Consider the following 23,768-nt stretch of genomic DNA (forward strand, 5'->3'; position numbering starts at 1 on the left):
CCGTCCCGTGCACGGGGCGGGTGTCGTGAACACCCTCCATTGGAGTCAGTCATGCGTTACATCAGTACCCGCGGCCAGGCACCGGCCCTGAATTTCGAAGACGTCCTGCTGGCCGGTCTCGCCACCGACGGCGGTCTGTACGTTCCGGAAAACCTGCCACGTTTCACTCAGGAAGAAATCGCTTCGTGGGCCGGCCTGCCGTATCACGAGCTGGCCTTCCGGGTGATGCGTCCGTTCGTTACCGGCAGCATTCCGGATGCCGATTTCAAAAAAATCCTTGAAGAAACCTACGGTGTGTTCTCGCACAGCGCCGTGGCGCCGCTGCGTCAGTTGAACGGCAACGAATGGGTGCTGGAGTTGTTCCACGGCCCGACTTTGGCGTTCAAGGACTTCGCTCTGCAACTGCTCGGTCGTCTGCTCGACTACGTGCTGGAAAAACGCGGTGAGCGCGTGGTCATCGTCGGCGCCACCTCGGGTGACACCGGCTCGGCGGCCATCGAAGGCTGCAAGCACTGCGAAAACGTCGACATCTTCATTCTGCACCCGCATAACCGTGTGTCCGAAGTGCAGCGTCGCCAGATGACCACGATTTTCGGCGAGAACATCCACAACATCGCCATCGAAGGCAACTTCGATGACTGCCAGGAAATGGTCAAGGCGAGCTTCGCCGACCAGAGCTTCCTCAAAGGCACGCGTCTGGTGGCGGTGAACTCGATCAACTGGGCGCGGATCATGGCCCAGATCGTCTACTACTTCCACGCGGCCCTGCAGTTGGGCGGTCCGGCGCGTTCGGTGTCGTTCTCGGTGCCAACCGGCAACTTTGGCGACATCTTCGCCGGTTACCTGGCGCGCAACATGGGCCTGCCGATCAACCAGTTGATCGTCGCCACCAACCGCAACGACATCCTGCACCGCTTCATGAGCGGCAATCAGTACGTCAAGGAAACCCTGCACGCCACGCTGTCGCCGTCGATGGACATCATGGTCTCGTCGAACTTCGAACGCCTGCTGTTCGACCTGCACGGTCGCAACGGCGCGGCCATCGCCGGTCTGATGGACACGTTCAAGCAGGGTGGTGGTTTCAGCGTCGAGCAGGAGCGCTGGACCGAAGCCCGCAAACTGTTCGACTCGCTGGCCGTGGACGACGCGCAAACCTGCGAAACCATCGCCGAAGTTTACGAGCAGACCGGTGAAGTGCTGGATCCGCATACCGCGATCGGCGTCAAGGCCGCGCGCGAATGCCGTCGTAGCCTCGATATCCCGATGGTGATTCTCGGCACCGCGCATCCGGTGAAATTTCCGGATGCAGTGGAGAAAGCCGGTGTAGGAAAAGCGCTCGAACTACCTGCACATCTTTCTGATTTGTTTGAGCGAAACGAGCGTTGCACCGTTTTGCCAAACGAGCTGAAAGCCGTGCAAGCCTTTGTCAGCCAGCATGGCAACCGCGGCAAGCCGCTTTAAGCCAGTAAAAGCTGTCACATTTTGAAGCCCGTCTCCTGACGGGCTTTTTTGTTTCTGCTGCCACACTGTTCGGGTTTTCACCCACGAAGGACGGGTGAGTCGATCACGAAGGAAGTGGCAATGCTGTTTTATAGAGGTTTGAAACCGGCACTGAGTGGGCTGTTCTTGTTCGGATTACTGGCTTTGATGCGCAGCAGCGAGGCGGCGCAACTGGCGCTGCAAGACGATGCCGCGACTTCCAGGGTCCAGCCCATCGAACTGGCTGCGCACGAGCGTCAGTGGATTCAAGACAACCCGGAGGTGAAGGTGACGTCGTTGCAGTACCCGTTGTATCTGTTCCAGGATGAGCACGGGCAGTGGAGCGGCTTGAATAATGATGTACTCAAGCGCGTGACGGCGATGACCGGGTTGCGGTTTGTGCATCAGGAGTCGTTTTCCACCGATCACATGCTTGAACGTCTGGAAAGCGGATCGGCGGATATCAGTACGACCCTGGCCATGAGCGAGGAGCGCAAGGCGTTTCTGGATTACAGCCACGCATTTGGTGGTGCGGGCTGGGTGTTTGTCGGACGCGCTGACGCGCCCCGGCTGGAGGCTTTTGAGCAGTTGAGTAAACGGGTGTTGGTGCTGCCGGCCCGGCATGCGCTGGAAGACATGATCCGGCGTGACTTCCCTTCGATCGAGATTCGCTCGGTCAAGACCTACGCCGAGGCGCGGGCACTGGTCGAGAGCGGTGAAGCTTACGCCACCATCGAGAACGAAATCGGCGCTCAGCTGTATCCTTTGGGGTTGCTCAAGGTGGGCGGTCTGGTCGAAGGCAAATGGGAAGCGGATAACCTGGCCGTGCGCAAGGGCATGCCAGTGCTCTTGAGTATTCTCAACAAGGCCCTTGAGGCTTTTCCTGCGGCGGAATTACGGGCGATCCGCCTGAAATGGCTGGAGGGTGTTGCTCCGGTGCCCGTGCCGTCGGTCTGGCAGCAGATGCTCGAATGGGGTTGCTGGGGCATGGGCGGACTCGGCGTGTTTGGCCTGCTTTTCCTGATATGGAATCGGCGACTGACGGCCGTGATCAAACTGCGTCGCGCGGCGGAAAAGGATCTGGGCGATCAACTGGCGTTTCAGCACGCGTTGATCGACTCCATGCCCGACCCGGTGTTTGTCCGTGACCTGCAAGGGCGGCTGATCATGTGCAATCGCAGCTATGAGGAGGCCTTGTCGATTCGATTGGATCAGGTGCTCGGGAAGTTGCTGATCGAGGTTGACGCGCTGCCGCAGGCTACGGCGCTGATGCTGCACGACGAGTTCCTGGTGCAGTTGCGTACCCGCAAGTCGCGCTTCAGCAAGCGCCGATTGCAATTCAAGAGTGGTCACCGCGAGGTCTATCAGTGGACAGTGCCGTTCTACAGCGCCGACGGCAAACTGCGTGGGCTTTTGGGGGGCTGGACGGACATCACCCCGCGTCGTACAGAGAGCGGGTGTCGATGTCTGCAATGAAGATGGGAAATGTCCTATAAGACACGACTACTTTTCCGATGGGAGGCTTAGGACGGCTGCCCTAGAGTGACAACAACTGCGGTGAGAGTCCGCGATTGTCGCCTCCAGAGGTCGCTTATGCGCTCGCTTAAAGTCCTGATACTTGAACCCAATCCGTTCCAGCTGATGGCATTGCATCAAATGCTCAATGCCATTGGCATCTATGACGTGCTGACGGCGCCGTCGCTGGGCTCTGCGCTGTCTTCGCTGGGCCATCGCGGCGCGGTCGACATCGCCATTTGCGATCCGCAACTCAAGGGTGGCGATGGCTTGGCGCTGATTCATCATCTGGCGACACGGCATGATGCGCGTGCGTTGATCCTGCTGGGGACGGTCGCACCAAGCCTGCTGAACGATCTAGAGCCTTTGCTGTGTGAACACCGCCTGCGGCTGCTGGGGCGCCTGCAAACCCCGGTGTCTGCGGTGCTGATGCGCGGTTTGCTCGACAGTTACCTGAGCGCCGCTTCGCCAACTCTCCAGGTTTGACGGGGACGGTTATTTTTCTGTCATCTTCGCCGTGCATGCTCTGACAGACCGGTGACTCCAGGAGCGGAGCGATCGGTATGCAGAACTTTCTTCTCGGGCCGGTGGTCATTTATTGTGAACACGCCCCAGGCACACAGTTTTCGGACTATTGAGTGGAGATCGAGATGGAAAGTATCAGTCTATTGCTCGGTGAGGCTCTGAGCCCGTATCAGGTTTCGTTGTCTCCAAACGGTTCCCATGGCGAATGCCTGGTGACCTTGAAGAACAGTCACGGCGCCATTGTGGTGGAACGCGAATTCAATCAGGCGCAACTGACCGACAAGCGCCAGTTGACCGATGTCGTTGACGGCTTGCACCGCGACGTTCTGATTGCGGAGGGAAGGCTGGAACCCTGTGTAATCGCGGCATTGCGCAACGCCGCGCTGGATAAACGTGCGGCGCTGTAAAGATGAAATATTTTTTGTGGGAACCTTCCTGCATCCCTGTCAGTCAGACCCGGTAACAGCAGGATCAAGCATTGTGCTCCGGTGCTTGTCGCTTGCTGCTACGGGTCTTTATGTAGGCCACGTTTAACCCCGAGTCGTCTCCCCACTTCTCGGGGTTTCTTTTGTCTGCGATTTGCTCATGGCGCCGCTTGTTGTTCGAAGAACGATCGGGCCTGTTCGAGGTAGTCGCTTCGCATCGCGGGGTCCAGCCAGTCGGCGTACAACTGGTTCAGTTGATCGTGGGGAAGAGTGCGCAGCAGTTGGTTTATTTCGCTGATTGCCTGACGGCCCTGATGTGTGTCGGAGCAGCCGATGTAGCCCGACAGGTATTTACCGGTGCCGCGGATCGGATAGAACAGCAACTCGTCTTCGGCGATTTGCGCCAGATGAGCCTGATAACGAATTTCTGGCCAATAGCCCAGCACCACCTGTAATCGTCCCAGGCGCTGCATCAGCAGCAGATTGTTCAGGGCCTCGTTGCCGTAATGAGGCGTCAGGGCGTCCTTGGGGGCCTGACGCAGCAAGTCATCGACTATTTCACCGTAACTGCGTTCCGCCACGACCCCGATTTTCTCTTGGCCATTGGCTAGAAGCGATGCCAGATCGATTTCACCTTCCACGAGAAACGGTGCCAACACTTCGCGATCTTTCTGACGCACCACCAGCCCATTACTGACGGCGCGGAAGGCCGGGATGGAGTACGCGATCCATTGCGCGCGCTCCTTGCTCCAGATCAGCGACGGGTCGCAGGTGAAGGAGGCTTCGTGAAGCATCTGGATGCCTCGGGCTCGATTGACTCGCATCAACTTGTGTTCGTATTGCGGCATGCCGGCAATCAGCATCGGCATGAGGTGATCAATGACACCCTGGCCTTTTTTCGGGCCTTCGAAAATGGTCAGTGGCGGCAGGTCGCGCAGTAACCAGATCAGCGTCGGTTTCGCCTGCGCGCCGTTCGACAACATGAGTAGAAACAACAAGCCGAACAGCCGCCACGTCCACCATTGATGGGCGTGGTTGGCTTGCGATGTCTGCCGGCGTTTCAGCTTAAATGGCTCCGTCTTCGCGCAGCTTGGCGATCTGTCTCTCGTCGTAGCCAAGATCGTGAAGTACCTGCGCATTGTGTTCACCCAATTGCGGTCCGACCCATTCCGAACTGCCGGGTGTCTCTGAGAGTTTCGGCACGATGCCCGGCATCTTGAAATCTTTGCCGCCGGGCAGCTTGGCCTGCAGGAACATCTCTCGGGCCAGGTACTGCGGATCGCTGAACATGTCCTCGGCGCTGAAGATCCGGCTGGCCGGTACATCGGCCTGATTGAGCAGGTCGAGCACGGTTTGCAGCGGCAACGAATTGACCCAGCGATCAATCACGCCGTACAACTCGTCGCGACGATTGTCGCGCCCGTCGTTGCTGGCCAGTGTAGGGTCATTGGCCAGGTCTTCACGGCCGATGATCAGCATGAAGCGTTTGAAGATCGCGTCACCATTGGCGCCGATCTGCACGTGTTTACCATCGGCACTGGTGTGGATAGAGGAGGGCGTGATGCCGGGCATGATGTTGCCGGTGCGCTCGCGGATAAAACCGAACACGTCGAACTCCGGCACCATGCTTTCCATCATCGCGAAAATCGCTTCGTACAACGCGACATCGACAACCTGGCCTGTGCCACCATTGACTTCGCGATGACGCAGCGCCATTAGCGCGCCGATCACGCCCCATAGCGCGGCAATCGAATCGCCGATGGAAATTCCGGTGCGCACCGGTGGACGGTCCTCGAAACCGGTGATGTAGCGCAAGCCGCCCATGGACTCACCCACCGCACCGAAGCCGGGCTGATCCTTCATCGGCCCGGTCTGGCCAAAACCGGACAGGCGCACCATCACCAGTTTCGGGTTCAAGGCGTGGAGGGTTTCCCAACCCAGGCCCAGTTTTTCCAGGACACCGGGGCGGAAGTTCTCGATGAGGATGTCGGCTTCACTGAGCAGTTTTTTCAGGATCGCCAAGCCGTCAGGGTGTTTGAGGTTCAGCGTCAGCGACTTTTTATTGCGCGCCTGGACGAACCACCACAGCGACGTGCCTTCATACAGTTTTCGCCACTTGCGCAGTGGATCCCCGCCGTCGGGCGATTCGATCTTGATCACTTCGGCACCGAACTCGCCGCAAATGCGCGAGGCAAACGGCCCGGCAATCAATGTACCCAATTCAATGACTTTCACACCGCTGAGCGGTTTGTTGGCGAACGGCATACTGAATCCTGTAGGACAAGGCTAAGCAGATACAGCGTTTTAACATAGCCGGCTGTCAGACGCCGCAGCTTGATCGCCATCAATTCGATGATTGCCTACCGCATCGGTTAGACTTGCCGACTTTCCTCGTATCAAGAAGCCCGTTCATGGCCCAGCCGTCCACTACCTACAAATTTGAACTGAACCTCACCGACCTCGACCGCAGTGTCTACGAGAGCGTCAAGCAGACCATCGCCCGTCACCCTTCGGAAACCGAAGAGCGTATGACCGTGCGACTGCTGGCCTACGCCCTCTGGTACAACGAGCAGTTGTCGTTTGGTCGCGGTCTGTCAGACGTGGATGAACCTGCACTGTGGGAAAAGAGCCTGGACGACCGTGTTCTGCACTGGATCGAAGTTGGCCAGCCTGACGCTGATCGCCTGACCTGGTGCTCGCGTCGCACTGAGCGCACCAGCCTGCTGGCCTACGGCAGCCTGCGTGTCTGGGAAACCAAAGTGATCCCGGCGATCAAAAACCTGAAGAACGTCAACATCGCAGCGGTCCCGCAAGAAGTGCTGGAAACCCTGGCCAAGGACATGCCCCGCGTTATTAAGTGGGACGTGATGATCAGCGAAGGGACGATCTTCGTCACTGACGACCGGGGTCAGCACGAAGTCCAGTTGCAATGGCTGCAAGGTGAGCGCGGCTGATCCCGCGTCACCACCGCAATAATCCCACGTAATCAAGAGAAGTCTCTGTCACCCCATGCGTATCGAACCTCGTCAACTGCCTGCCACTCTGCCGTTTCTCGGTGATCTGCCACCCTTGCTGACCCGCTTGTACGCGGCGCGGGGCGTGCAGTCCGAGGCGGAGCTGGACAAGAGCCTGGCGCGGTTGATCCCGTTTCAGCAACTCAAGGGCATCAATGCGGCGGTAGACCTGCTGGTGACGGCGCTGGAGCAACGCCAGCGCATCCTCATCGTCGGCGACTTCGACGCGGACGGGGCGACCGCCAGCACTGTCGGCATGCTCGGTTTGCGCTTGCTCGGTGCGGCGCATGTCGACTATCTGGTGCCGAACCGCTTCGAATATGGCTACGGCCTGACCCCGGAAATCGTCGAGGTCGCACTGACCCGCGAGCCGCAATTGCTGATCACCGTCGACAACGGCATCTCCAGCGTCGAAGGCGTGGCCGCAGCCAAAAAGGCTGGCCTCAAAGTACTGATCACCGACCACCACTTGCCCGGCGATGAACTGCCGCTGGCCGATGCGCTGGTCAACCCGAACCAGCCCGGATGCGAATTCCCGAGCAAGGCGCTCGCCGGCGTCGGGGTGATTTTCTATGTGTTGATGGCGTTGCGCGCGCGCCTGCGCAGCCTTGGCTGGTACGAGAACAAGCCTCAGCCGAACATCGGCGAACTGCTTGACCTGGTGGCGTTGGGCAGCGTCGCCGACGTGGTGCCGCTGGACGCCAACAATCGGATTCTGGTGCATCAGGGCCTCGAGCGGATTCGCGCCGGGCGCGCACGGCCGGGGATCAAAGCGATCCTTGAAGTGGCCAAGCGAGATGCTGCACGCATTACCTCCACCGATCTCGGGTTTATCGTTGGCCCACGCCTGAACGCGGCCGGGCGTCTGGATGACATGAGCCTGGGCATCGAATGCCTGCTCACTGCCGACGCCAACCTGGCCCGGGAAATGGCCGCGCAACTGGACGGCATGAACCAGGATCGCAAATCTATCGAACAAGGCATGCAGCGCGAGGCGCTGGCGCAGCTCAAGGACTTGCCGGTCGAATCGATGCCGTTTGGTCTGTGCCTGTTCGACCCGGAGTGGCACCAGGGTGTAATCGGGATTCTCGCGTCGCGGATGAAAGAGCGCTATTTCCGTCCGACCATTGCTTTCGCCGATGCGGGAGATGGTTTGCTAAAAGGCTCGGGCCGTTCGGTACAGGGCTTCCACATTCGTGACGCGTTGAGCGTGGTGGCGGCGCAGCATCCAAACCTGATCGCCAAGTATGGTGGCCACGCAATGGCCGCTGGTCTGACCCTGCCGCAGGAGAATTTTCCGCTTTTCGCCGAGGCCTTTGACGCTGAGGTGCGTAGGCAACTTCGCGAAGAAGACCTGACCGGGCGCATGCTGACCGATGGCACGCTGGCGGTTGAAGAATTCCACCTCGAACTGGCCCGCGCCTTGCGCCATGCCGGGCCTTGGGGGCAGCACTTCCCGGAGCCGCTGTTTCATGGCGTGTTCCAGTTGGTCGAACAACGAGTGGTCGGCGAACGGCACCTGAAAGTGGTGCTGAAGAGCGAATGTGGCTCGGTGAAGCTGGATGGTATTGCCTTTGGCGTTGACCGCGATATCTGGCCGAACCCGACGATTCAGTGGGTTGAACTGGCTTATAAGCTCGACGTTAACGAGTTTCGGGGTAACGAGACTGTTCAGTTGATGATTGCCCACATCGAACCGCGCTGAAGATCAAAAGATCGCAGCCTGCGGCAGCTCCTACATTGGAATGCGTTCCAAATGTGGGAGCGCCGATACGACGATTCGACCTGCTCGCGAAAGTGTCCTTTCACACACTGAATCACTCTGAACCCTCCCTCATCCCCGGTTGTCGACTAGGCTCTAAGCACTGCTTGATTGGCCTTGTGACGTCTTGTCGATTTTTTTGCCCGCGGGGGCGGGTGCTGCACCTTTTTCCTGTCACTCGTCGACTATTCAAACAGAACCCTGGAGCCTGCCCACTGATTTGAGAGGTGCCCCATGAGTCTGCTGCTTGAACCCTTCACTCTTCGCCAACTGACCCTGCCCAACCGCATCGCTGTATCACCGATGTGCCAATATTCCAGTGTCGACGGCCTCGCTAACGACTGGCATCTGGTACACCTCGGCAGTCGCGCGGTAGGTGGCGCGGGTCTGGTATTTACCGAAGCCACGGCGGTCACGGCCGACGGGCGGATCACCGCCGAAGACCTTGGCCTGTGGAACGATGAACAGATCGAACCGCTGCAACGCATTACCCGCTTCATCACGTCCCAAGGCGCGGTTGCCGGCATTCAACTGGCCCACGCCGGGCGCAAGGCCAGCACTCATCGGCCGTGGATCGGCAAGCATGGCAGTGTCAAACCCGATGATGGCGGCTGGACACCGGTCGGCCCGTCGCCGATTGCTTTCGATCCGCAGCACACGCAACCGAAACAGCTGGATGAAGGGCAGATCGCCGACGTCATTCAGGCGTTTGTCGACGCCGCCAAACGCGCGCTGAAGGCGGGTTTCAGCGTGGTCGAGGTACACGCGGCGCATGGTTATCTGCTGCATCAGTTTCTTTCGCCGCTGAGTAATCAGCGCCGGGATCAGTACGGTGGTTCGTTTGAAAACCGCATTCGTCTGGTGTTGCAGGTGACTGAAGCGGTAAGGGCGGTCTGGCCGGAGGAGTTACCGGTGTTTGTTCGCGTGTCGGCCACTGACTGGGTGGAAGACGGCTGGAACCCGGATGAAACCGTGGAACTGGCGCGACGTCTGCACACCCTCGGCGCGGATCTGATCGATGTGTCGTCGGGCGGGACGGCGGCCAACGCGGAAATTCCGGTTGGGCCGGGTTATCAGACGCGTTTCGCCGAACGTGTGCGCAAGGAGTCAGGCATCGCCACCGGCACCGTGGGAATGATTACCGAACCGGCGCAGGCCGAGCATATTCTGCGCACCTGTCAGGCTGACATCATTTTCCTCGCTCGGGAGCTGTTGCGTGACCCTTACTGGCCACTGCATGCCGACGATGATCTCGGTGGGCGCAAAGCGGTGTGGCCGGCGCAGTATCAGCGCGCGACTCATCGGGATCAGCCGATTCATGAGTCTGATTTACGCGATTGAGTTGGTAGCGGTAAGGCAAAAAGCCCCGGTCAGTGATGGTCGGGGCTTTGTTTTGTCTGCTGATCTTTTGTTGAAATACTGCCGTCATCGCTGGCAAGCCAGCTCCCACAGGTTTGGCGTCGTACACAAAAATTGTGATCAACACCAAACACTGTGGGAGCTGGCTTGCCAGCGATGAGGCCCGTGTAGGCGCCTCAAATCATCAAGGGTATTTGCGCTTGTCCGGCGCCGGCGGGAAATACTGGTACAACCAGGTCTCGCTCAACGTGCGATCGTTGGTGCGAATAAACAACCGCAGCTCCACCGGCTCCACGCTGTCATTGGTCGGGTACCAGTCAAACAGAATCCGATAGCCCTTGATGTCATCCAGCACCAAGACGCTGAAGTCCTGCACCTTGCCGTTCGAGCACGTCACCACCGGTTCGATCCCGGTGCCTTGCGGCAGTCGATCCAGACCACCGCCAGTGAAGTCCACGGCAAAACGACGCGCCCACACCGGCGGGTAGTGCTCGCCCGGTGCCCAGCCTTCGGTGAATCCGCCCATGCCGGAACGGGTCGCGTGCACCCGTGCCAACGGTGTACCCACTGGCGGCAATGCGCTCCAGTAGAGCTTGTAGCCATAGTTCAGCGAATCCCGGCAGCCACCGGTTTTTTCGGGGTCCAGAACGCGACGATGTTATCGAGAGTCTCGCCGGTGGTAGGGATTTCCAGCAGATCGATCGAGCCTTCGCCCCACGCGGTGGTCGGTTCTACCCACAGGCTCGGGCGCTTGCTGTACCAGTCGACGGTGTCCTGATAGTTGGCGAACTCATGGTCAGTCTGCACCAGCCCGAAACCCTTCGGATCCTTGTCCGCAAACGCGTTGAACTGCAGGGTCGCCGGGTTGTTCAGCGGACGGCAGATCCACTCGCCGTTGCCGCGCCACATCGCCAAGCGATCCGAGTCGTGGATTTGCGGGTGAATGGTGTTGCACATACGGCGTTCGTGGGTGCCGCAGCTGAACATACTGGTCATCGGCGAGATGCCCAATTGCTCGATCGCCGTGCGCGCATTGATGTGCGCATCGACTTCGATCACCACGCGTTCGGCCTGGCAATCGATGTCGAAACGATAAGCGCCAGTGGCGCTCGGCGAGTCGAGCAGTGCGTAGACCACAAAACGTGTGGCGTTCTGGTCCGGTGTCTCGAACCAGAACTTGGTGAAGTCAGGAAATTCTTCGCGTTTTTTCGCGTACGTGTCGATCGCCAGGCCGCGCGCGGAGAGGCCATATTGGCCAGTCGCATCTACCGCACGGAAATAGCTGGCGCCGAGGAACGACAACACGTCGTGACGATCAAGTTCCGGGGCCTTGAACAGCTTGAATCCGGCAAAACCGAGGTCGCCCTTGAGCTGTTGGGTATCGACCGAAGTGTTCTCATAGTTGAACAACGCCGGGCGGAAATGCACCTCGCGGGCGGTACGGGTCTTGGCATCGACGCTGTACATGCGCACCGGCTGACGGAAACCCATGCCGACATGGAAGAACTGCACGTCCAGTTGACCCTTGTTCTCCTTCCACAACGAATGCTCGCCGTCGTAGCGGATCGCGTTGAAGTTTTGCGGGGTCATCGTTGCCAGCGTCGGCGGCAACACCTGTTTGGTGTCTTGATAGGCGCTGCCGGCCAGTTGCTTGGCCTGACGCTTCAGCGCTTCGAAGTCGAAAGCCTGAGCCTCGCCATCGGCGGCGCCGCCATTGGCAGCCCAGGCGCGGCTGGCCAGCAGGCCAGTGGCGGATAGACCGGTGTAAGCCGCAATGGCCATGGACGCTTTGAGCAAATTCCTGCGGTGCATAAATACAACCTGTCGTGAGCAATCCCGCGCCGTTCCTGGCACGTGCTGGATCAGAAATAACGGTTCGGACAAGCCTTCGGCCAAACGCAACGGACTATTAACAGATGCCCGCTAGCTTAAACGGTTCGCTCGCAATGCAAAATTCGTTGATTCACCGCGCCAGTGTGTCAATGAAACAAGACATGTCGGTTAAATATCTGACAGGGCATTCTGATTTACACGGCATATCTGCTTTTTTCGACTAATTACTCTAAAAACCGCTTTTCAGCGCCGATTTAATTTCTATTCTATGGGCATGACCGGTGCTGACCGGTAGGGCACACGGCGCTGCTGTAAGGGGCAGGGCGATGTGGTGGTTTAGCAATTCTTTGAAGTATTGAAGGACATCGTCCATGGCAAAAATACAAGGTATCACCGACATGCTGGGCATCTTTCCCTGCCTCGGCAGCGGCCGCAAAAGGCGTCGGCTCAGCTCTGACGAAGTGAAACTGGTGGAGCGTTATCGGGAGCTTTCGGAGAATGACCGGATTGCGATGAGGTATCTGGTGGATGCGATGCGGAGTGTTTCGCGGTTTTGAGTCGAAATAAAAAGGGGTGGACTGAAAAGTCCGCCCCTTTTTTATTTGGATCAGCTACACGTTCCCAGTACTGGATACGGCCGCTGGCCGTTTATCAACTCTGGAACATCCCGCCATTTGACCCACGCCTGATGTTGCCAGTGCAGCAACGGCACGGTGACGCCTGCCCAATGCATCGAACTCAGGCTCGGATGGTTTCCCACTGGGCTTGAATGGGTGTCGCGCAGCATCGGGATGACTTCATGGCTCAGCCATTGGCGCAGGTGACGGTTTTCCGGAACGAAGTGATGGACGAGCAGCGCGAACAGGCCGGACTCGCTGACCATCGCGCAATCGATGATTTCGCCGTCCCGACGCAGAAGGACATGGCGACGCTGGTCGGGATCGAGTTTCAGGGTGAGGCGTTCGTTCAGCGGATAGCCCATCAAGCGACCGAGATCCTGAACGCAGAACCAGGCTTCGTGGTCTTGCATGAAGGCGTGGAGGAAGCGGTTGTGGCGGGTGAAGACGGTGGGGGTGAAGTGCGTTGAAGGTGGATTCTGGATTTGCGTAGACATGTAGTGACTTCCGTTTCGAGTTGGAAAGTCGCCACCAATTCTTCGAAAAATTGGGTGGCGAGCCGAGTGGCGTTCGAAGTCGGGTTACTTCCTGTCGAAACGGTAAAGCCGGAAGGCCCGCGCCACACGGCCCGCCATAAAGCAGAACTGAAGTTGTGAAAAAGCCGCAGTTCAATGGAGGGCATGCAAGCACCGTTTTGACAGTTTCCGGCTTCGACCCCGGATCGCTGAATTAACAGCGACGGGATAAAGCCTATCGGTCAGGCGCTTGCGGCGACAAGTCTACCCTTTCGCCACACATCGTAGGAAATGGGGCTTTTTCAGGCAGGCTGTGTCTGTAGGAAATGCCTGTTTTTTTAGATTCCGCTGCTAAACCATCCCTGCACCGAAGATTTTCCTTTATGAGTTAGCAATCGGGAAAAGGGAGAAGCAATTCTGTGAGCAAAGATGAAGCGAAGGGTAAAAAGAGAAAGGTGATCGATCTGGATCGCTTCGAAGCTGTTAGAGGTAAAGCCGATATCAAATGGCGTACTGATGAATTGATGACAGTGCTTCGAGGAGACCCCGGAATCAAATCTCGATTCCGGGGTGATTCTTCTTAGCGACTCACCTTCCAAGCATCCCCAGCCGGCGCCTTCCCATGGTCATACGGCTTGCCAATCCACATATAAACCAGCCCCAAACCAATCACGATCGCAGTACTCAACACCATCGCATAGTTCACATACCACGCTGCATCCGGCGTACGTGGCCAGGCCATGTTGATGATCGCGCCAACGCCATACACCAGCGCGCCAATGTTCACCGGCCAGCCCCACGCGCCGAGGGTGAATTTGCCGCTGGGTTTCCAGCCTTTGCTGCGGGCGTACAGCGCGGCCAGGACGATCATCTGGAACGCGAGGTAGATGCCGATGGCGGCGAAGCTGACGATGGTGGCCACGGCGTCTTGCAGGAAGAAGCCGAGGGCGATGATCAGGGCCGGCAGGACGCCGGACACGAACAGTGCTGCAACCGGTACTTGGGTGGTAGGAGAAATCTTTTTCAGCAGTCGGCTGCCGATGACCATTTCATCGCGAGCGTAGGAGTACAGCAGACGGCTTGCCGCGGCTTGCAGGCTGATGACGCAGGAGATGAAGGAAATCATTACCACGCCCATCACCACTTTCGAACCGACCGGGCCGAAGGCGTTGTTGAGGATGGTGGTGACCGGGTCTTTGTCGGTGCCGTTGATCACCGCTTGCATGTCCGGCACGGCGAGAATCAGCGCCAGGCAGGCGAACATCGCCGCGATGCCGCCGATGTAGATGGTCATGCGCATGGCCACCGGGATTTTTGCGCTCGGGTTCGGGGTTTCTTCGGCGACGTCGCCGCAGGCCTCGAAGCCGTAGTAGAGGAACATCCCCGCCAGCGATGCGGTGAGGAACGCCGGCAGGTACGAACCGTCGACGCTGATGTCGAAGGTGTTGAACAGCACGCTCAGCGGTTGATGGCGTTCGAATACCAGCAAGTAAACACCGACGATCACTGCGCCAACCAGTTCGCAGAGAAAGCCGAACATGGCGATGCGCGCCAGCACTTTGGTGCCGCTGAGGTTGACCAGTGTGGCGAACAGGGTCAGCACCAGGGCGATGACGATGTTGGTGTTGTTGCTTGGCTCAAAGCCGAGCATGGCGGCCAGGTACGGGCCAGCGCCGACCGCAACGGCGGCGATGGTGACGCACAGGGCGATGGAGTAGATCCAGCCGACCATCCACGCCCATTTTTTACCGACCAATCGGCGTGCCCAAGGGTAAACCCCGCCGGAAATCGGGAACTGCGAAACCACTTCGCCGAAGATCAGGCACACCAGCAATTGGCCGCAACCGACCAGCAAGTAGGCCCAGAACATCGGTGGGCCGCCGGCGGCGAGGCATAGGCCGAACAGGGTATAAACCCCTACGACCGGTGACAGATAAGTGAAGCCCAAAGCGAAGTTTTCCCACAGGCTCATGCTGCGATTGAAGTTCGAGGTGTAGCCCAGCTTGCGCAGTTGTTCGGCATCACTGTCGGCGATGGCTGCGGCGAGATCGGGTGAGGAACTCATGTGTGATTGCTCCGTGAAATCGGCAGATTTCGGATGGCCGAGGCCGTGGCGGGGCTTTGTGGGCGCCGCCCGGTTCGGTAGTTATTGTTAGGTGTGGAATCCTGGTGGTGCGTAGTGCCGGTTTCTTTCCTGATACCGGGGTGACGCCTTCGCGAGCAGGCTTTTAAAGGCTTAGTGCTTGAACATCACATGCCGAACCGTGGTGTAGTCCTCCAGCCCGTACATGGACATGTCTTTCCCGTAACCGGACAATTTCTGACCGCCATGGGGCATTTCGCTGACGAGCATGAAGTGCGTATTCACCCACGTGCAGCCGTACTGCAAACGCGCCGACATGCGATGCGCACGTCCTACATCCGCTGTCCACACGGAGGACGCGAGGCCGTAGTCCGAATCGTTGGCCCATTCCAGCGCCTGCGCTTCATCGGTGAACTTGGTCACCGAAACCACCGGCCCAAACACCTCACGACGGACGATTTCATCGTCTTGCTGCGCATCGGCCAACACGGTCGGTTCGAAGAAGAAACCATTGCCGTCCACGGCCTTGCCGCCAGTGATCAAGCGAATGTGCGGCTGCGCCACGGCACGTTCGACGAACGCTGCAACCCGGTCACGATGTTGCGCAGTAATCAGCGGCCCCAACTCGGTCGACGGATCATCCTGCAACCCGTACTTGATGCTGCTGACCGCCGCGCCGAGCTTCTCGACGAATTTGTCGTAAATGCCTTGCTGGGCATAGATCCGGCAAGCGGCGGTGCAGTCCTGCCCGGCGTTGTAGAAACCGAAGGTGCGAATCCCTTCCACCGCCGCATCAATATCAGCGTCGTCGAAGATGATCACCGGCGCCTTGCCACCCAGCTCCATGTGCATGCGTTTAACGCTGTCGGCGGTGCTGGAAATGATGTTGGCGCCCGTGGCGATCGAACCGGTCAGCGAAACCATGCGCACTTTCGGGTGCGTAACCAATGGGCTGCCAACTGTAGGACCGCGACCAAACACCAGATTGAGTACACCGGCCGGGAAGATTTCCGACGCGAGTTCAGCCAGACGCAACGCGGTCAGCGGGGTTTGTTCCGACGGCTTGAGCACCACGGTATTACCGGCCGCCAGCGCCGGGGCGATTTTCCAGGCGACCATCATCAGCGGGTAGTTCCACGGCGCGATGGAGGCAATCACGCCGACCGGGTCGCGACGGATCATCGAGGTATGGCCGGGCAGGTATTCGCCAGCGGCCGAGCCGCTCATGCAACGGCTGGCGCCGGCGAAGAAACGGAACACGTCGGCAATCGCCGGGATCTCGTCGTTGAGCGCGGCGCTGTAGGGTTTGCCGCAGTTGTCGGATTCGAGCTTGGCCAGTTCTTCGCCGTGGGCTTCGATGGCATCGGCGAGTTTGAGCAGCAGCAGCGAGCGGTCTTTCGGCGCGGTTTGCGACCAGTCGGCGAAGGCGTTATCGGCGGCGCGCACGGCGGCGTCGACCTGGGCTTCAGTGGCTTCGTTGATCTCTACCAGGACTTCGCCAAGTGAAGGGTTGAGCACCGGTTGCGCCGGGCCTTCGCCGTTGACCAGTTGGCCGTTGATCAAGAGTTTGGTTTGCATGTCTGTTGTCCTCACTAACACTTTTATTGTTCTGCCGAAACCGAACCCATGTAGGAGCTGCCGAAGGCTGCGATCTTTTGATCTTGATCTTCAAAGCAATATCAAAAGATCGCAGCCTTCGGCAGCTCCTACACGGGATTCGGTTTCTTCAGTTATTCGGTTATTTGCCACCGCTGCCGGCGACACTCTCGCCACCACGCGTCAGGTAATAAGCACCGAGGATCGGCAGCATCGTCACCATCATCACCAGCATGGCGACGACATTGGTCACCGGCACATCCCGTGGTCGGCTCAGTTGGTTGAGCAGCCACAATGGCAACGTGCGTTCGTGACCGGCGGTAAACGTGGTGACGATGATTTCGTCGAACGACAGCGCAAACGCCAACATGCCGCCGGCCAGCAATGCCGAGCCGAGGTTGGGCAGGATGATGTAGCGAAAGGTCTGCCAGCCATCGGCGCCAAGATCCATCGAGGCCTCGATCAAACTGTGCGAAGTGCGGCGCAATCGGGCGATGACGTTGTTGTAGACGATCACCACGCAGAAGGTCGCGTGGCCGACGATGATGGTGAACATCCCTGGCTCGATCCCCAGCGTCTTGAACGTCGCCAGCAAGGCGATCCCGGTGATGATTCCCGGCAGCGCAATCGGCAAAATCAGCATCAGCGAAATGCCCTGTTTGCCGAAGAAATCGCGGCGGTACAACGCTGCTGAAGCCAAGGTGCCGAGGACCATCGCAATCAACGTGGCGATGGCTGCGATCTGTAACGAAAGCTTGATTGCCTCCAAAACGTCCGGCCGCGAAAACGCCACGCTGAACCAGTGCAACGTAAAGCCCTTCGGCGGAAAGCTGAACGCGGCTTCCTCGGTGTTGAAGGCGTAAAGGAAGATGATCAGGATCGGGAAGTGCAGAAATACCAACCCGCCCCAAGCAGCGACTTTCAGACCTAGAGAGGCTTTCTCCCCCTGCTTTTCTGAATTAGAGCGCATCGAAAGCCCCCAGACGTTTGACGATCGACAGGTAAACCGCGATCAACACAATCGGCACCAACGTGAACGCCGCCGCCATCGGCATATTGCCGATCGCACCTTGCTGCGCGTACACCATGCTGCCGACAAAGTAACCCGGCGGCCCGACCAGTTGCGGCACGATGAAGTCGCCCAGGGTCAGCGAAAACGTGAAGATCGACCCCGCGGCGATGCCCGGAATCGACAGCGGCAAGATCACCTGCATAAAGGTCTGGCGCGGCTTGGCGCCGAGGTCGGCAGAAGCCTGCAACAGCGACGGCGGCAGACGCTCCAGCGAAGCCTGAATCGGCAGAATCATGAACGGCAGCCAGATATAAACAAACACCATGAATCGCCCCAGATGCGAGGTCGACAAGGTGCTGCCACCGACGCCGGGAATCCCCAGAATGAACTGCAACACCGGCTCCATCCCCAAGTGCTGCACGAACCATTGCGCCACACCGCCCTTGGCCAGCAGCAACGTCCACGCATACGCCTTGACGATGTAACTGGCCCACATCGGCATCATCACTGCGATGTAGAAAAACGCCTTGGTCTTGCCCGTGGTGTAGCGCGCCATGTAATAGGCGATCGGGAACGCGACGATGGCGCTGGCGATCGACACAACGATGGCCATGCTCAACGTGCGCAGGATGATGTCGAAGTTCGACGGCTGAAACAGCGCAGCAAAATTCGCCAGGGTCAGGTCAGGCGTGACCGCCATGGTGAAGTCGTCGAAGGTGTAGAAACCCTGCCACAGCAGCACCAGCAACGAGCCGAGATAAATCGCGCCAAACCACAGCAGTGGCGGCACCAGCAGCATCGACAGATAAAGGTTTGGCTTGCGGTAGAGCAGGTTGGAAAACCGGCGCAACGGCGGCGATTGAGTCATCGCGAGCGTGCTCATTTCACACCCCGCTCGTCACGGTGTCGTGCAGCGGGATCATCGCTTCCCGCGCCCAGCGTGCGCTCAGGCGCTGGCCGGTCTGGTGCTGTGCGCTGCTGTCGACCCACTGAGTGTTGGCGTGGCTGATGCTCAGGGTCTGGCCGTTTTCCAGGGTCAATTCATAACGCGTGGCGCTGCCCTGATACTGAATGTCGTGGAGCAAACCGCTGACTTCGATTTCATGGCTGGCCAAGGGGCCTTCGGCGAAACGCACATGTTCCGGACGAATCGAAAACGGCTGCGGATGACCGCTGATTTGGCGTGCGAGATCGCCGCGAATCACGTTCGAGGTGCCGACGAATTCGGCGACGAAAGTGGTGGTCGGTTTCATGTACAGATTGCGCGGCGTATCGACCTGTTCGATGCGGCCCTTGTTGAACACGGCCACGCGGTCGGACATCGACAGCGCTTCGGTTTGATCGTGGGTGACGAAGATGAAGGTGATCCCGAGCTGGCGTTGCAGCTTCTTCAATTCGCTTTGCATTTGCTCGCGCAGTTTCAAATCCAGCGCGCCGAGCGGCTCATCGAGTAGCAGCACACGCGGGCGATTGACCAGGGCGCGGGCGAGGGCCACACGCTGGCGCTGACCGCCGGACAACTGCACCGGTTTGCGTGCGCCGTAACCGCCGAGGGCGACCATGTCCAAGGCTTCTTCGGCGCGTTTATGCCGCTCGTTTTTGCCGACGCCTTTGACCTTCAAACCGTAGGCGACGTTGTCGAGGACATTCATGTGCGGGAACAGCGCGTAGTCCTGAAACACCGTGTTGACGTCACGTTGATACGGCGGCAAACCGGCCGCTTCGGCGCCGTGGATACGGATCGAGCCGGCACTCGGTTGTTCGAAACCGGCAATCAGGCGCAGGCAGGTGGTTTTGCCCGAGCCGGAAGGGCCAAGCATGGAAAAGAACTCGCCGTCCTCGATATCGATGGAAACCCGGTCAACGGCCTTCACCTCGCCGAACTGCCGGGAAACGTTGGTGAACTGGACTGCAAGCGTCATGGTGCGGTGCTCCAAAAAGGCGAAGGCCGTCGCAGCGGCCCTGCCCAGCCTTTTGAAAAAACAGTCTTTCGAATGATCGTTCCCACGCTCTGCGTGGTAATGCTGCCTGTGAGGCTCTGCGTCACCTCGTGCAAATGGACGCGGAGCGTCCGGTGATGCATTCCCACGCAGAGCGTGGGAACGATCGGCATCTAACGGTGAATGCGATCCGCTTTGAGCTCCCTCTCCCTCCGGGAGAGGGCGGGGGGTGGCGGTTTCGGTCATTGCTCTGAGATCAAGAGCAAAGGCAAAAGCTACCCCCTCACCCCAGCCCTCTCCCCCAAGGGGGAAAGGGGGCAGGCCGCGTCGTTATTGAGAGCTAGCGGCCGCCCATGATCGCGATGTAGTCCTGGGTCCAGCGGCTATACGGCACAAATTTGCCACCCTCAGCCTGCGGGGTTTTCCAGAAGGCGATCTTGTCGAACTGGTCGAAGCCGTTGGTCTTGCAACCTTCCGCGCCAAGCAACTCACTCTCTTTGCACGCCGCAGGAACGGCCGGCAACGAACCAAACCACGCCGCCACATCGCCTTGGACTTTCGGTTTCAGCGACCAGTCCATCCACTTGTACGCACAGTTCGGATGCTTGGCCTCGGCGTGCAACATGGTGGTATCAGCCCAACCCGTAGCGCCTTCTTTCGGAATGGTCGAAGCGATCGGCTGTTTCTCGTTCATCAGGCCGTTGACCTGATACGGCCAGGCGCTGGAGGCGACCACGCCCTCATTTTTGAAGTCGCTCATCTGCACCGTGGTGTCATGCCAGTAGCGGTGGATCAACGGCTGCTGTGCGCGCAACAGATCAAGCACGGCTTTGTACTGATCTTCGGTCAGTTGATACGGATCCTTGATACCCAGTTCAGGCTTGGTCGACTTTAGATACAGCGCCGCATCTGCGATGTAGATCGGGCCGTCATACGCCTGCACGCGGCCCTTGTTCGGCTTGCCGTCGGGCAGATCCTGAGCGGTGAACACCACGTTCCAACTGCTCGGCGCAGTCTTGAACACGTTGGTGTTGTACATCAGCACGTTCGGGCCCCACTGGTACGGGGTGCCGTAAGTTTGCTTGTTGACTACGTACCACGGCGCATCTTTCAGGCGCGGGTCGAGAGTGTTCCAGTTCGCGATCAAGGCAGTGTTGATCGGTTGCACCCGCTTGCCGACGATCAACCGCAGCGAGGCATCACCCGACGCGGTGACCAGGTCGTAACCGCCCTTGGCCATCAAGCTGACCATTTCGTCCGAGGTCGCAGCGGTCTTCACATTGACCTTGCAGCCGGTTTCTTTTTCGAAACCGGTGACCCAGTCGTAAGCCTTGTCGCTCTCGCCACGTTCGATGTAACCCGGCCACGCAACGATATCCAGCTGACCTTCGCCAGCACCGACAGCCTTTAACGGCTCGGCCGCTTGCAGGCTGGCGCTGGCCAGCAGGGCCGTGGTGATTGCACTGAGCAGTGCGGTCTTGTGCACGAACATGGTTGAACCCTCTTCTTTAAATTATGGTCGGGGCAGTTGTGAACGCGGTGAAGCATGCCGTTGGCGGCTTGTTATTAGCGTAGTCAGAGATGCTGGCCGTGGCGGGCCATGATGTGCCGCACCACGCTGTAGTCCTGCAGCGAATCACTGGATAAGTCTTTGCCGTAACCGGAGCGCTTCAGCCCGCCGTGGGGCATTTCGCTGACCAGCATGAAATGGCTGTTGATCCAGGTGCAGCCGTACTGCAAGCGCGCGGCAACCTGCATGGCCTTGTCCAGATTCTGTGTCCAGACCGACGAGGCGAGGCCGTATTCGGAGTCGTTGGCCCAGTCGACGGCTTGGGCGAGTTCGTCGAAACGGGTCACCGTGACCACCGGGCCGAACACTTCGCGCTGGACGATTTCGTCGCTCTGTTTGCAACCGGCGAGCAGCGTCGGCTGATAGTAGAAACCGGCACCGGAGTGCACCGCCGCACCGGTCACGCGTTCGATGTGCGGCTGGCCGAGGGCGCGCTCGACGAAACTGGCGACGCGGTCGCGCTGGCGGGTGCTGATCAGCGGGCCGATCTCATTATCGGCATCACGTTTGCCGGCGAAGCGCAGGCTGCTGACGGCGGCGCCGAGTTCGGCGACCAATTTGTCGTGAATCCCGGCCTGCGCGTAGATCCGACAGGCAGCGGTGCAGTCCTGCCCGGCGTTGTAGTAACCGTAAGTGCGCACGCCATCGACCACGGCCTGGATGTCGGCGTCGTTGCAGACGATCACCGGGGCTTTGCCGCCGAGTTCGAGGTGCGTGCGTTTCAGGGTTTTCGCAGCGGCTTGAAGGATTTTCTGTCCGGTGACGATATCGCCGGTCAGCGACACCATGCGCACTTTAGCGTGGCCGACCAAATGGCTGCCAACGCCTTCGCCGCCACCGCAGATGATGTTGATGACCCCGCGCGGGAGGATTTCGGCCAGCGCTGGCGCCAGAGCGAGGATCGACAGCGGCGTGTGTTCGGACGGTTTGAACACCAGCGTGTTGCCGGCGGCGAGGGCCGGGGCGATTTTCCACGCGGCCATCATGATCGGGTAGTTCCACGGCGCAATCGAGGCGACCACGCCAATCGGATCGCGACGCACCATGCTGGTGTAGCCCGGCAGGTATTCGCCGCTGAGCTGACCGGTCTGGCAGCGCACGGCGCCAGCGAAGAAACGGAACACATCGACGGTCGCCGTCAAATCGTCCTGACGCGCCAGGTGCAACGGCTTGCCGCAGTTCAGCGATTCGAGGCGGGCGAGGTGGTCGGCGTGTTTTTCCACGGCGTTGGCGATCTCGAGCAACAGGTTCGAACGTTGCTGAGGCGTGGTGCGCGACCACTCGGCAAATGCGCGGTGGGCGGCGAGGATGGCGGCTTCGACTTGCTCGGTGCTGGCTTCGGCGATGTGCGTGAGGATTTCGCCGGTGGCCGGATTGAGAATCGGCTCGACAAAACCTTCCCCGGCGACCAGTTCGCCGTCAATCAACAACGCGGTACACATCGGGGTCTGCGCGCCAGCCATTTTCCGCGATCTCTTTTCTTGTGTGGCCATTGTTGCTCCCTGAAACCGGGAGCCGACCGTCTTATAGATGCAGCAAGACTAGTGCGCGGCTCCGAGGTCGACAAATACTAAATACTGAAGGCAGCATTCGATTAAATAGATGGCTTGCGCCCGCCGTGGGGTTGCTCACGGGCTACGGTCAGGAATGGGTCGACAAGAGCGGGGCGCGCAGTGCCACGTCGCCAGGCCAGGCCCACGTCCAAGGTCTGATTGAGGTCGGCGATGGGACGCGCTTCGATGATGTCGCCCTCCAGCGACCATGGGCGGTAAGTCATGTCGGGTTGAATCGATACGCCCAGACCGGCGGCGACCAGACTTCGCACCGCTTCGGTCGAGGCGGTTCTCAAGGTGATTTTTGGCTGCAACCCGGCGCCGCGCCACAATCGCTGGGCATTGCGATCCATCTCATCGACGTTTAGCTGAATTAACGGCTCGCGGGCGACGTCGGCGAGGTTGATGCTGTCGTGTTCCAGCAGCGGGTGCTGGGCTGGCAACCATAAACGGTGGGGCGAGTGAGTCAGTACTTCAGTCTGCAAAGCGTGGCGATCTTCGAGGTTGGAGAGGATCAATACGCCGACATCGATCTCGCCACTGACCAGCAAATGCTCGATGTAGGGGCGTTCGTCTTCCATCACTCTGATTTCGACATTGGGATACGCGCGCTGAAAACGGGTGAGCAGATCCGCCAGGTAATAACCGGCGACGAGGCTGGTCACGCCGATGATCAACTGCCCGGCAACCTGATCAGTGCTCTGTTGCAAGCTGCGCTTGGCGTTATCCACCGTTGCCAGAATCAGGTGCGCTTGGCGTAGGAATTGATGACCTTGGTGTGTCAGCGTCATGCCCTTGGCGTGGCGGCTGAAAAGGCTGACGCCGATTTCTTCTTCCAGTTGCTGGATCGCCAGGGTCAGGGTTGATTGGGAAATAAACGCGGTTTGCGCGGCGGCGGAGATCGAACCGGTTTCGGCCACAGCGATGAAATGACGGATCTGACGCAGAGTCATCATGAGAAGGGCTACCC

20 protein-coding genes and 1 pseudogene are annotated in these 23,768 nt (G+C 59.2%); 9 read left to right on the plus strand and 12 right to left on the minus strand.

All coding sequences use genetic code 11. The features are described from left to right. Positions 1-51: 51 nt before the first annotated feature. The 4 genes from thrC (at position 52) to LOY43_RS05305 (ending at position 3,926) form a co-directional block, all read left to right on the plus strand. On the plus strand, positions 52-1,461 hold the full coding sequence (gene thrC, locus LOY43_RS05290; RefSeq protein ID WP_093436796.1) for a threonine synthase: 1,410 nt from the start codon (positions 52-54) through the stop codon (positions 1,459-1,461). A 120-nt stretch (positions 1,462-1,581) separates the two neighbouring features. After that, positions 1,582-2,955, plus strand: coding sequence for a transporter substrate-binding domain-containing protein (locus LOY43_RS05295; protein WP_258709304.1), 1,374 nt, complete (start codon positions 1,582-1,584; stop codon positions 2,953-2,955). 117 nt (positions 2,956-3,072) lie between these two features. After that, on the plus strand, positions 3,073-3,480 hold the full coding sequence (locus LOY43_RS05300; RefSeq protein WP_095050349.1) for a response regulator: 408 nt from the start codon (positions 3,073-3,075) through the stop codon (positions 3,478-3,480). Positions 3,481-3,644: 164 nt separating this feature from the next. Next, positions 3,645-3,926, plus strand: a complete 282-nt coding sequence (locus LOY43_RS05305) for a DUF3509 domain-containing protein (RefSeq protein ID WP_093436783.1) — start codon at positions 3,645-3,647, stop codon at positions 3,924-3,926. Between the two features lie 176 nt (positions 3,927-4,102). Here the strand turns inward: LOY43_RS05305 and LOY43_RS05310 are convergent, their stop codons facing one another. Then, entirely contained in the window at positions 4,103-5,083 is a 981-nt protein-coding gene (locus tag LOY43_RS05310; protein ID WP_258709305.1) for a TIGR02285 family protein, read from the minus strand. After that, the gene (locus LOY43_RS05315; RefSeq protein WP_095050351.1) at positions 5,010-6,209 is read right to left on the minus strand and encodes a CaiB/BaiF CoA-transferase family protein; all 1,200 of its coding nucleotides are present in this window, start codon (positions 6,207-6,209) and stop codon (positions 5,010-5,012) included. Before LOY43_RS05315 ends, LOY43_RS05310 begins: the two co-directional genes overlap by 74 nt. A gap of 146 nt (positions 6,210-6,355) precedes the next feature. Here LOY43_RS05315 and LOY43_RS05320 point away from each other — a divergent pair, with 146 nt between their 5' ends. The 3 genes from LOY43_RS05320 (at position 6,356) to LOY43_RS05330 (ending at position 10,061) form a co-directional block, all read left to right on the plus strand. Continuing rightward, on the plus strand, positions 6,356-6,898 hold the full coding sequence (locus LOY43_RS05320; RefSeq protein ID WP_007908961.1) for a YaeQ family protein: 543 nt from the start codon (positions 6,356-6,358) through the stop codon (positions 6,896-6,898). Between the two features lie 55 nt (positions 6,899-6,953). Beyond that, a complete protein-coding gene (recJ, locus tag LOY43_RS05325) occupies positions 6,954-8,663 on the plus strand; it encodes a single-stranded-DNA-specific exonuclease RecJ (RefSeq protein ID WP_220558099.1) in 1,710 nt (569 codons plus the stop codon). 291 nt (positions 8,664-8,954) lie between these two features. Next, entirely contained in the window at positions 8,955-10,061 is a 1,107-nt protein-coding gene (locus LOY43_RS05330; RefSeq protein ID WP_095119340.1) for an NADH:flavin oxidoreductase/NADH oxidase, read from the plus strand. A gap of 202 nt (positions 10,062-10,263) precedes the next feature. Here the strand turns inward: LOY43_RS05330 and LOY43_RS05335 are convergent. Then, a pseudogene (locus LOY43_RS05335) lies at positions 10,264-11,891 on the minus strand (glucan biosynthesis protein D). A 392-nt stretch (positions 11,892-12,283) separates the two neighbouring features. On the opposite strand from LOY43_RS05335, the gene LOY43_RS05340 reads away from it, so the two are divergent. After that, the gene (locus LOY43_RS05340; RefSeq protein WP_007908956.1) at positions 12,284-12,469 is read left to right on the plus strand and encodes a hypothetical protein; all 186 of its coding nucleotides are present in this window, start codon (positions 12,284-12,286) and stop codon (positions 12,467-12,469) included. A 50-nt stretch (positions 12,470-12,519) separates the two neighbouring features. On the opposite strand, the gene LOY43_RS05345 is transcribed toward LOY43_RS05340, so the two are convergent. Continuing rightward, positions 12,520-13,026, minus strand: a complete 507-nt coding sequence (locus LOY43_RS05345; RefSeq protein ID WP_258709306.1) for a Bro-N domain-containing protein — start codon at positions 13,024-13,026, stop codon at positions 12,520-12,522. A gap of 437 nt (positions 13,027-13,463) precedes the next feature. Here LOY43_RS05345 and LOY43_RS05350 point away from each other — a divergent pair, with 437 nt between their 5' ends. After that, positions 13,464-13,628, plus strand: coding sequence for a hypothetical protein (locus tag LOY43_RS05350; protein WP_160056119.1), 165 nt, complete (start codon positions 13,464-13,466; stop codon positions 13,626-13,628). On the opposite strand, the gene LOY43_RS05355 is transcribed toward LOY43_RS05350, so the two are convergent. The 8 genes from LOY43_RS05355 to LOY43_RS05390 all read right to left on the minus strand — a co-directional run bounded on the left by LOY43_RS05355 (position 13,625) and on the right by LOY43_RS05390 (position 23,754). After that, the gene (locus tag LOY43_RS05355) at positions 13,625-15,109 is read right to left on the minus strand and encodes an APC family permease (protein WP_095050356.1); all 1,485 of its coding nucleotides are present in this window, start codon (positions 15,107-15,109) and stop codon (positions 13,625-13,627) included. The genes LOY43_RS05350 and LOY43_RS05355 overlap by 4 nt on opposite strands. Positions 15,110-15,280: 171 nt before the next feature. Next, positions 15,281-16,705, minus strand: coding sequence for a gamma-aminobutyraldehyde dehydrogenase (locus LOY43_RS05360; RefSeq protein ID WP_258709307.1), 1,425 nt, complete (start codon positions 16,703-16,705; stop codon positions 15,281-15,283). 160 nt (positions 16,706-16,865) lie between these two features. Further along, positions 16,866-17,693: an ABC transporter permease gene (locus LOY43_RS05365; RefSeq protein ID WP_095050358.1), complete on the minus strand. Its 828-nt coding sequence runs from the start codon at positions 17,691-17,693 to the stop codon at positions 16,866-16,868. Next, complete coding sequence (locus tag LOY43_RS05370) at positions 17,683-18,618, minus strand: ABC transporter permease (RefSeq protein WP_220558107.1); 936 nt, start codon at positions 18,616-18,618, stop codon at positions 17,683-17,685. Before LOY43_RS05370 ends, LOY43_RS05365 begins: the two co-directional genes overlap by 11 nt. A gap of 1 nt (position 18,619) precedes the next feature. Then, the gene (locus LOY43_RS05375; RefSeq protein ID WP_258709308.1) at positions 18,620-19,657 is read right to left on the minus strand and encodes an ABC transporter ATP-binding protein; all 1,038 of its coding nucleotides are present in this window, start codon (positions 19,655-19,657) and stop codon (positions 18,620-18,622) included. 358 nt (positions 19,658-20,015) lie between these two features. Then, positions 20,016-21,167 carry a putative ABC transporter substrate-binding protein YdcS gene (gene ydcS, locus LOY43_RS05380; protein ID WP_095050361.1) on the minus strand — a complete coding sequence of 384 codons (1,152 nt, stop codon included), beginning with the start codon at positions 21,165-21,167 and terminating at the stop codon, positions 20,016-20,018. Positions 21,168-21,250: 83 nt separating this feature from the next. Next, entirely contained in the window at positions 21,251-22,708 is a 1,458-nt protein-coding gene (locus tag LOY43_RS05385) for a gamma-aminobutyraldehyde dehydrogenase (RefSeq protein ID WP_095050362.1), read from the minus strand. A gap of 131 nt (positions 22,709-22,839) precedes the next feature. Then, positions 22,840-23,754 (minus strand): LysR family transcriptional regulator, encoded by a 915-nt coding sequence (locus LOY43_RS05390; protein ID WP_053117503.1) that lies wholly within the window; start codon positions 23,752-23,754, stop codon positions 22,840-22,842. Positions 23,755-23,768 lie beyond the last annotated feature (14 nt).

The sequence above is a fragment of the Pseudomonas sp. B21-041 genome (genome assembly GCF_024748675.1).
Classification (GTDB): Bacteria; Pseudomonadota; Gammaproteobacteria; order Pseudomonadales; family Pseudomonadaceae; genus Aquipseudomonas; species Aquipseudomonas neuropathica.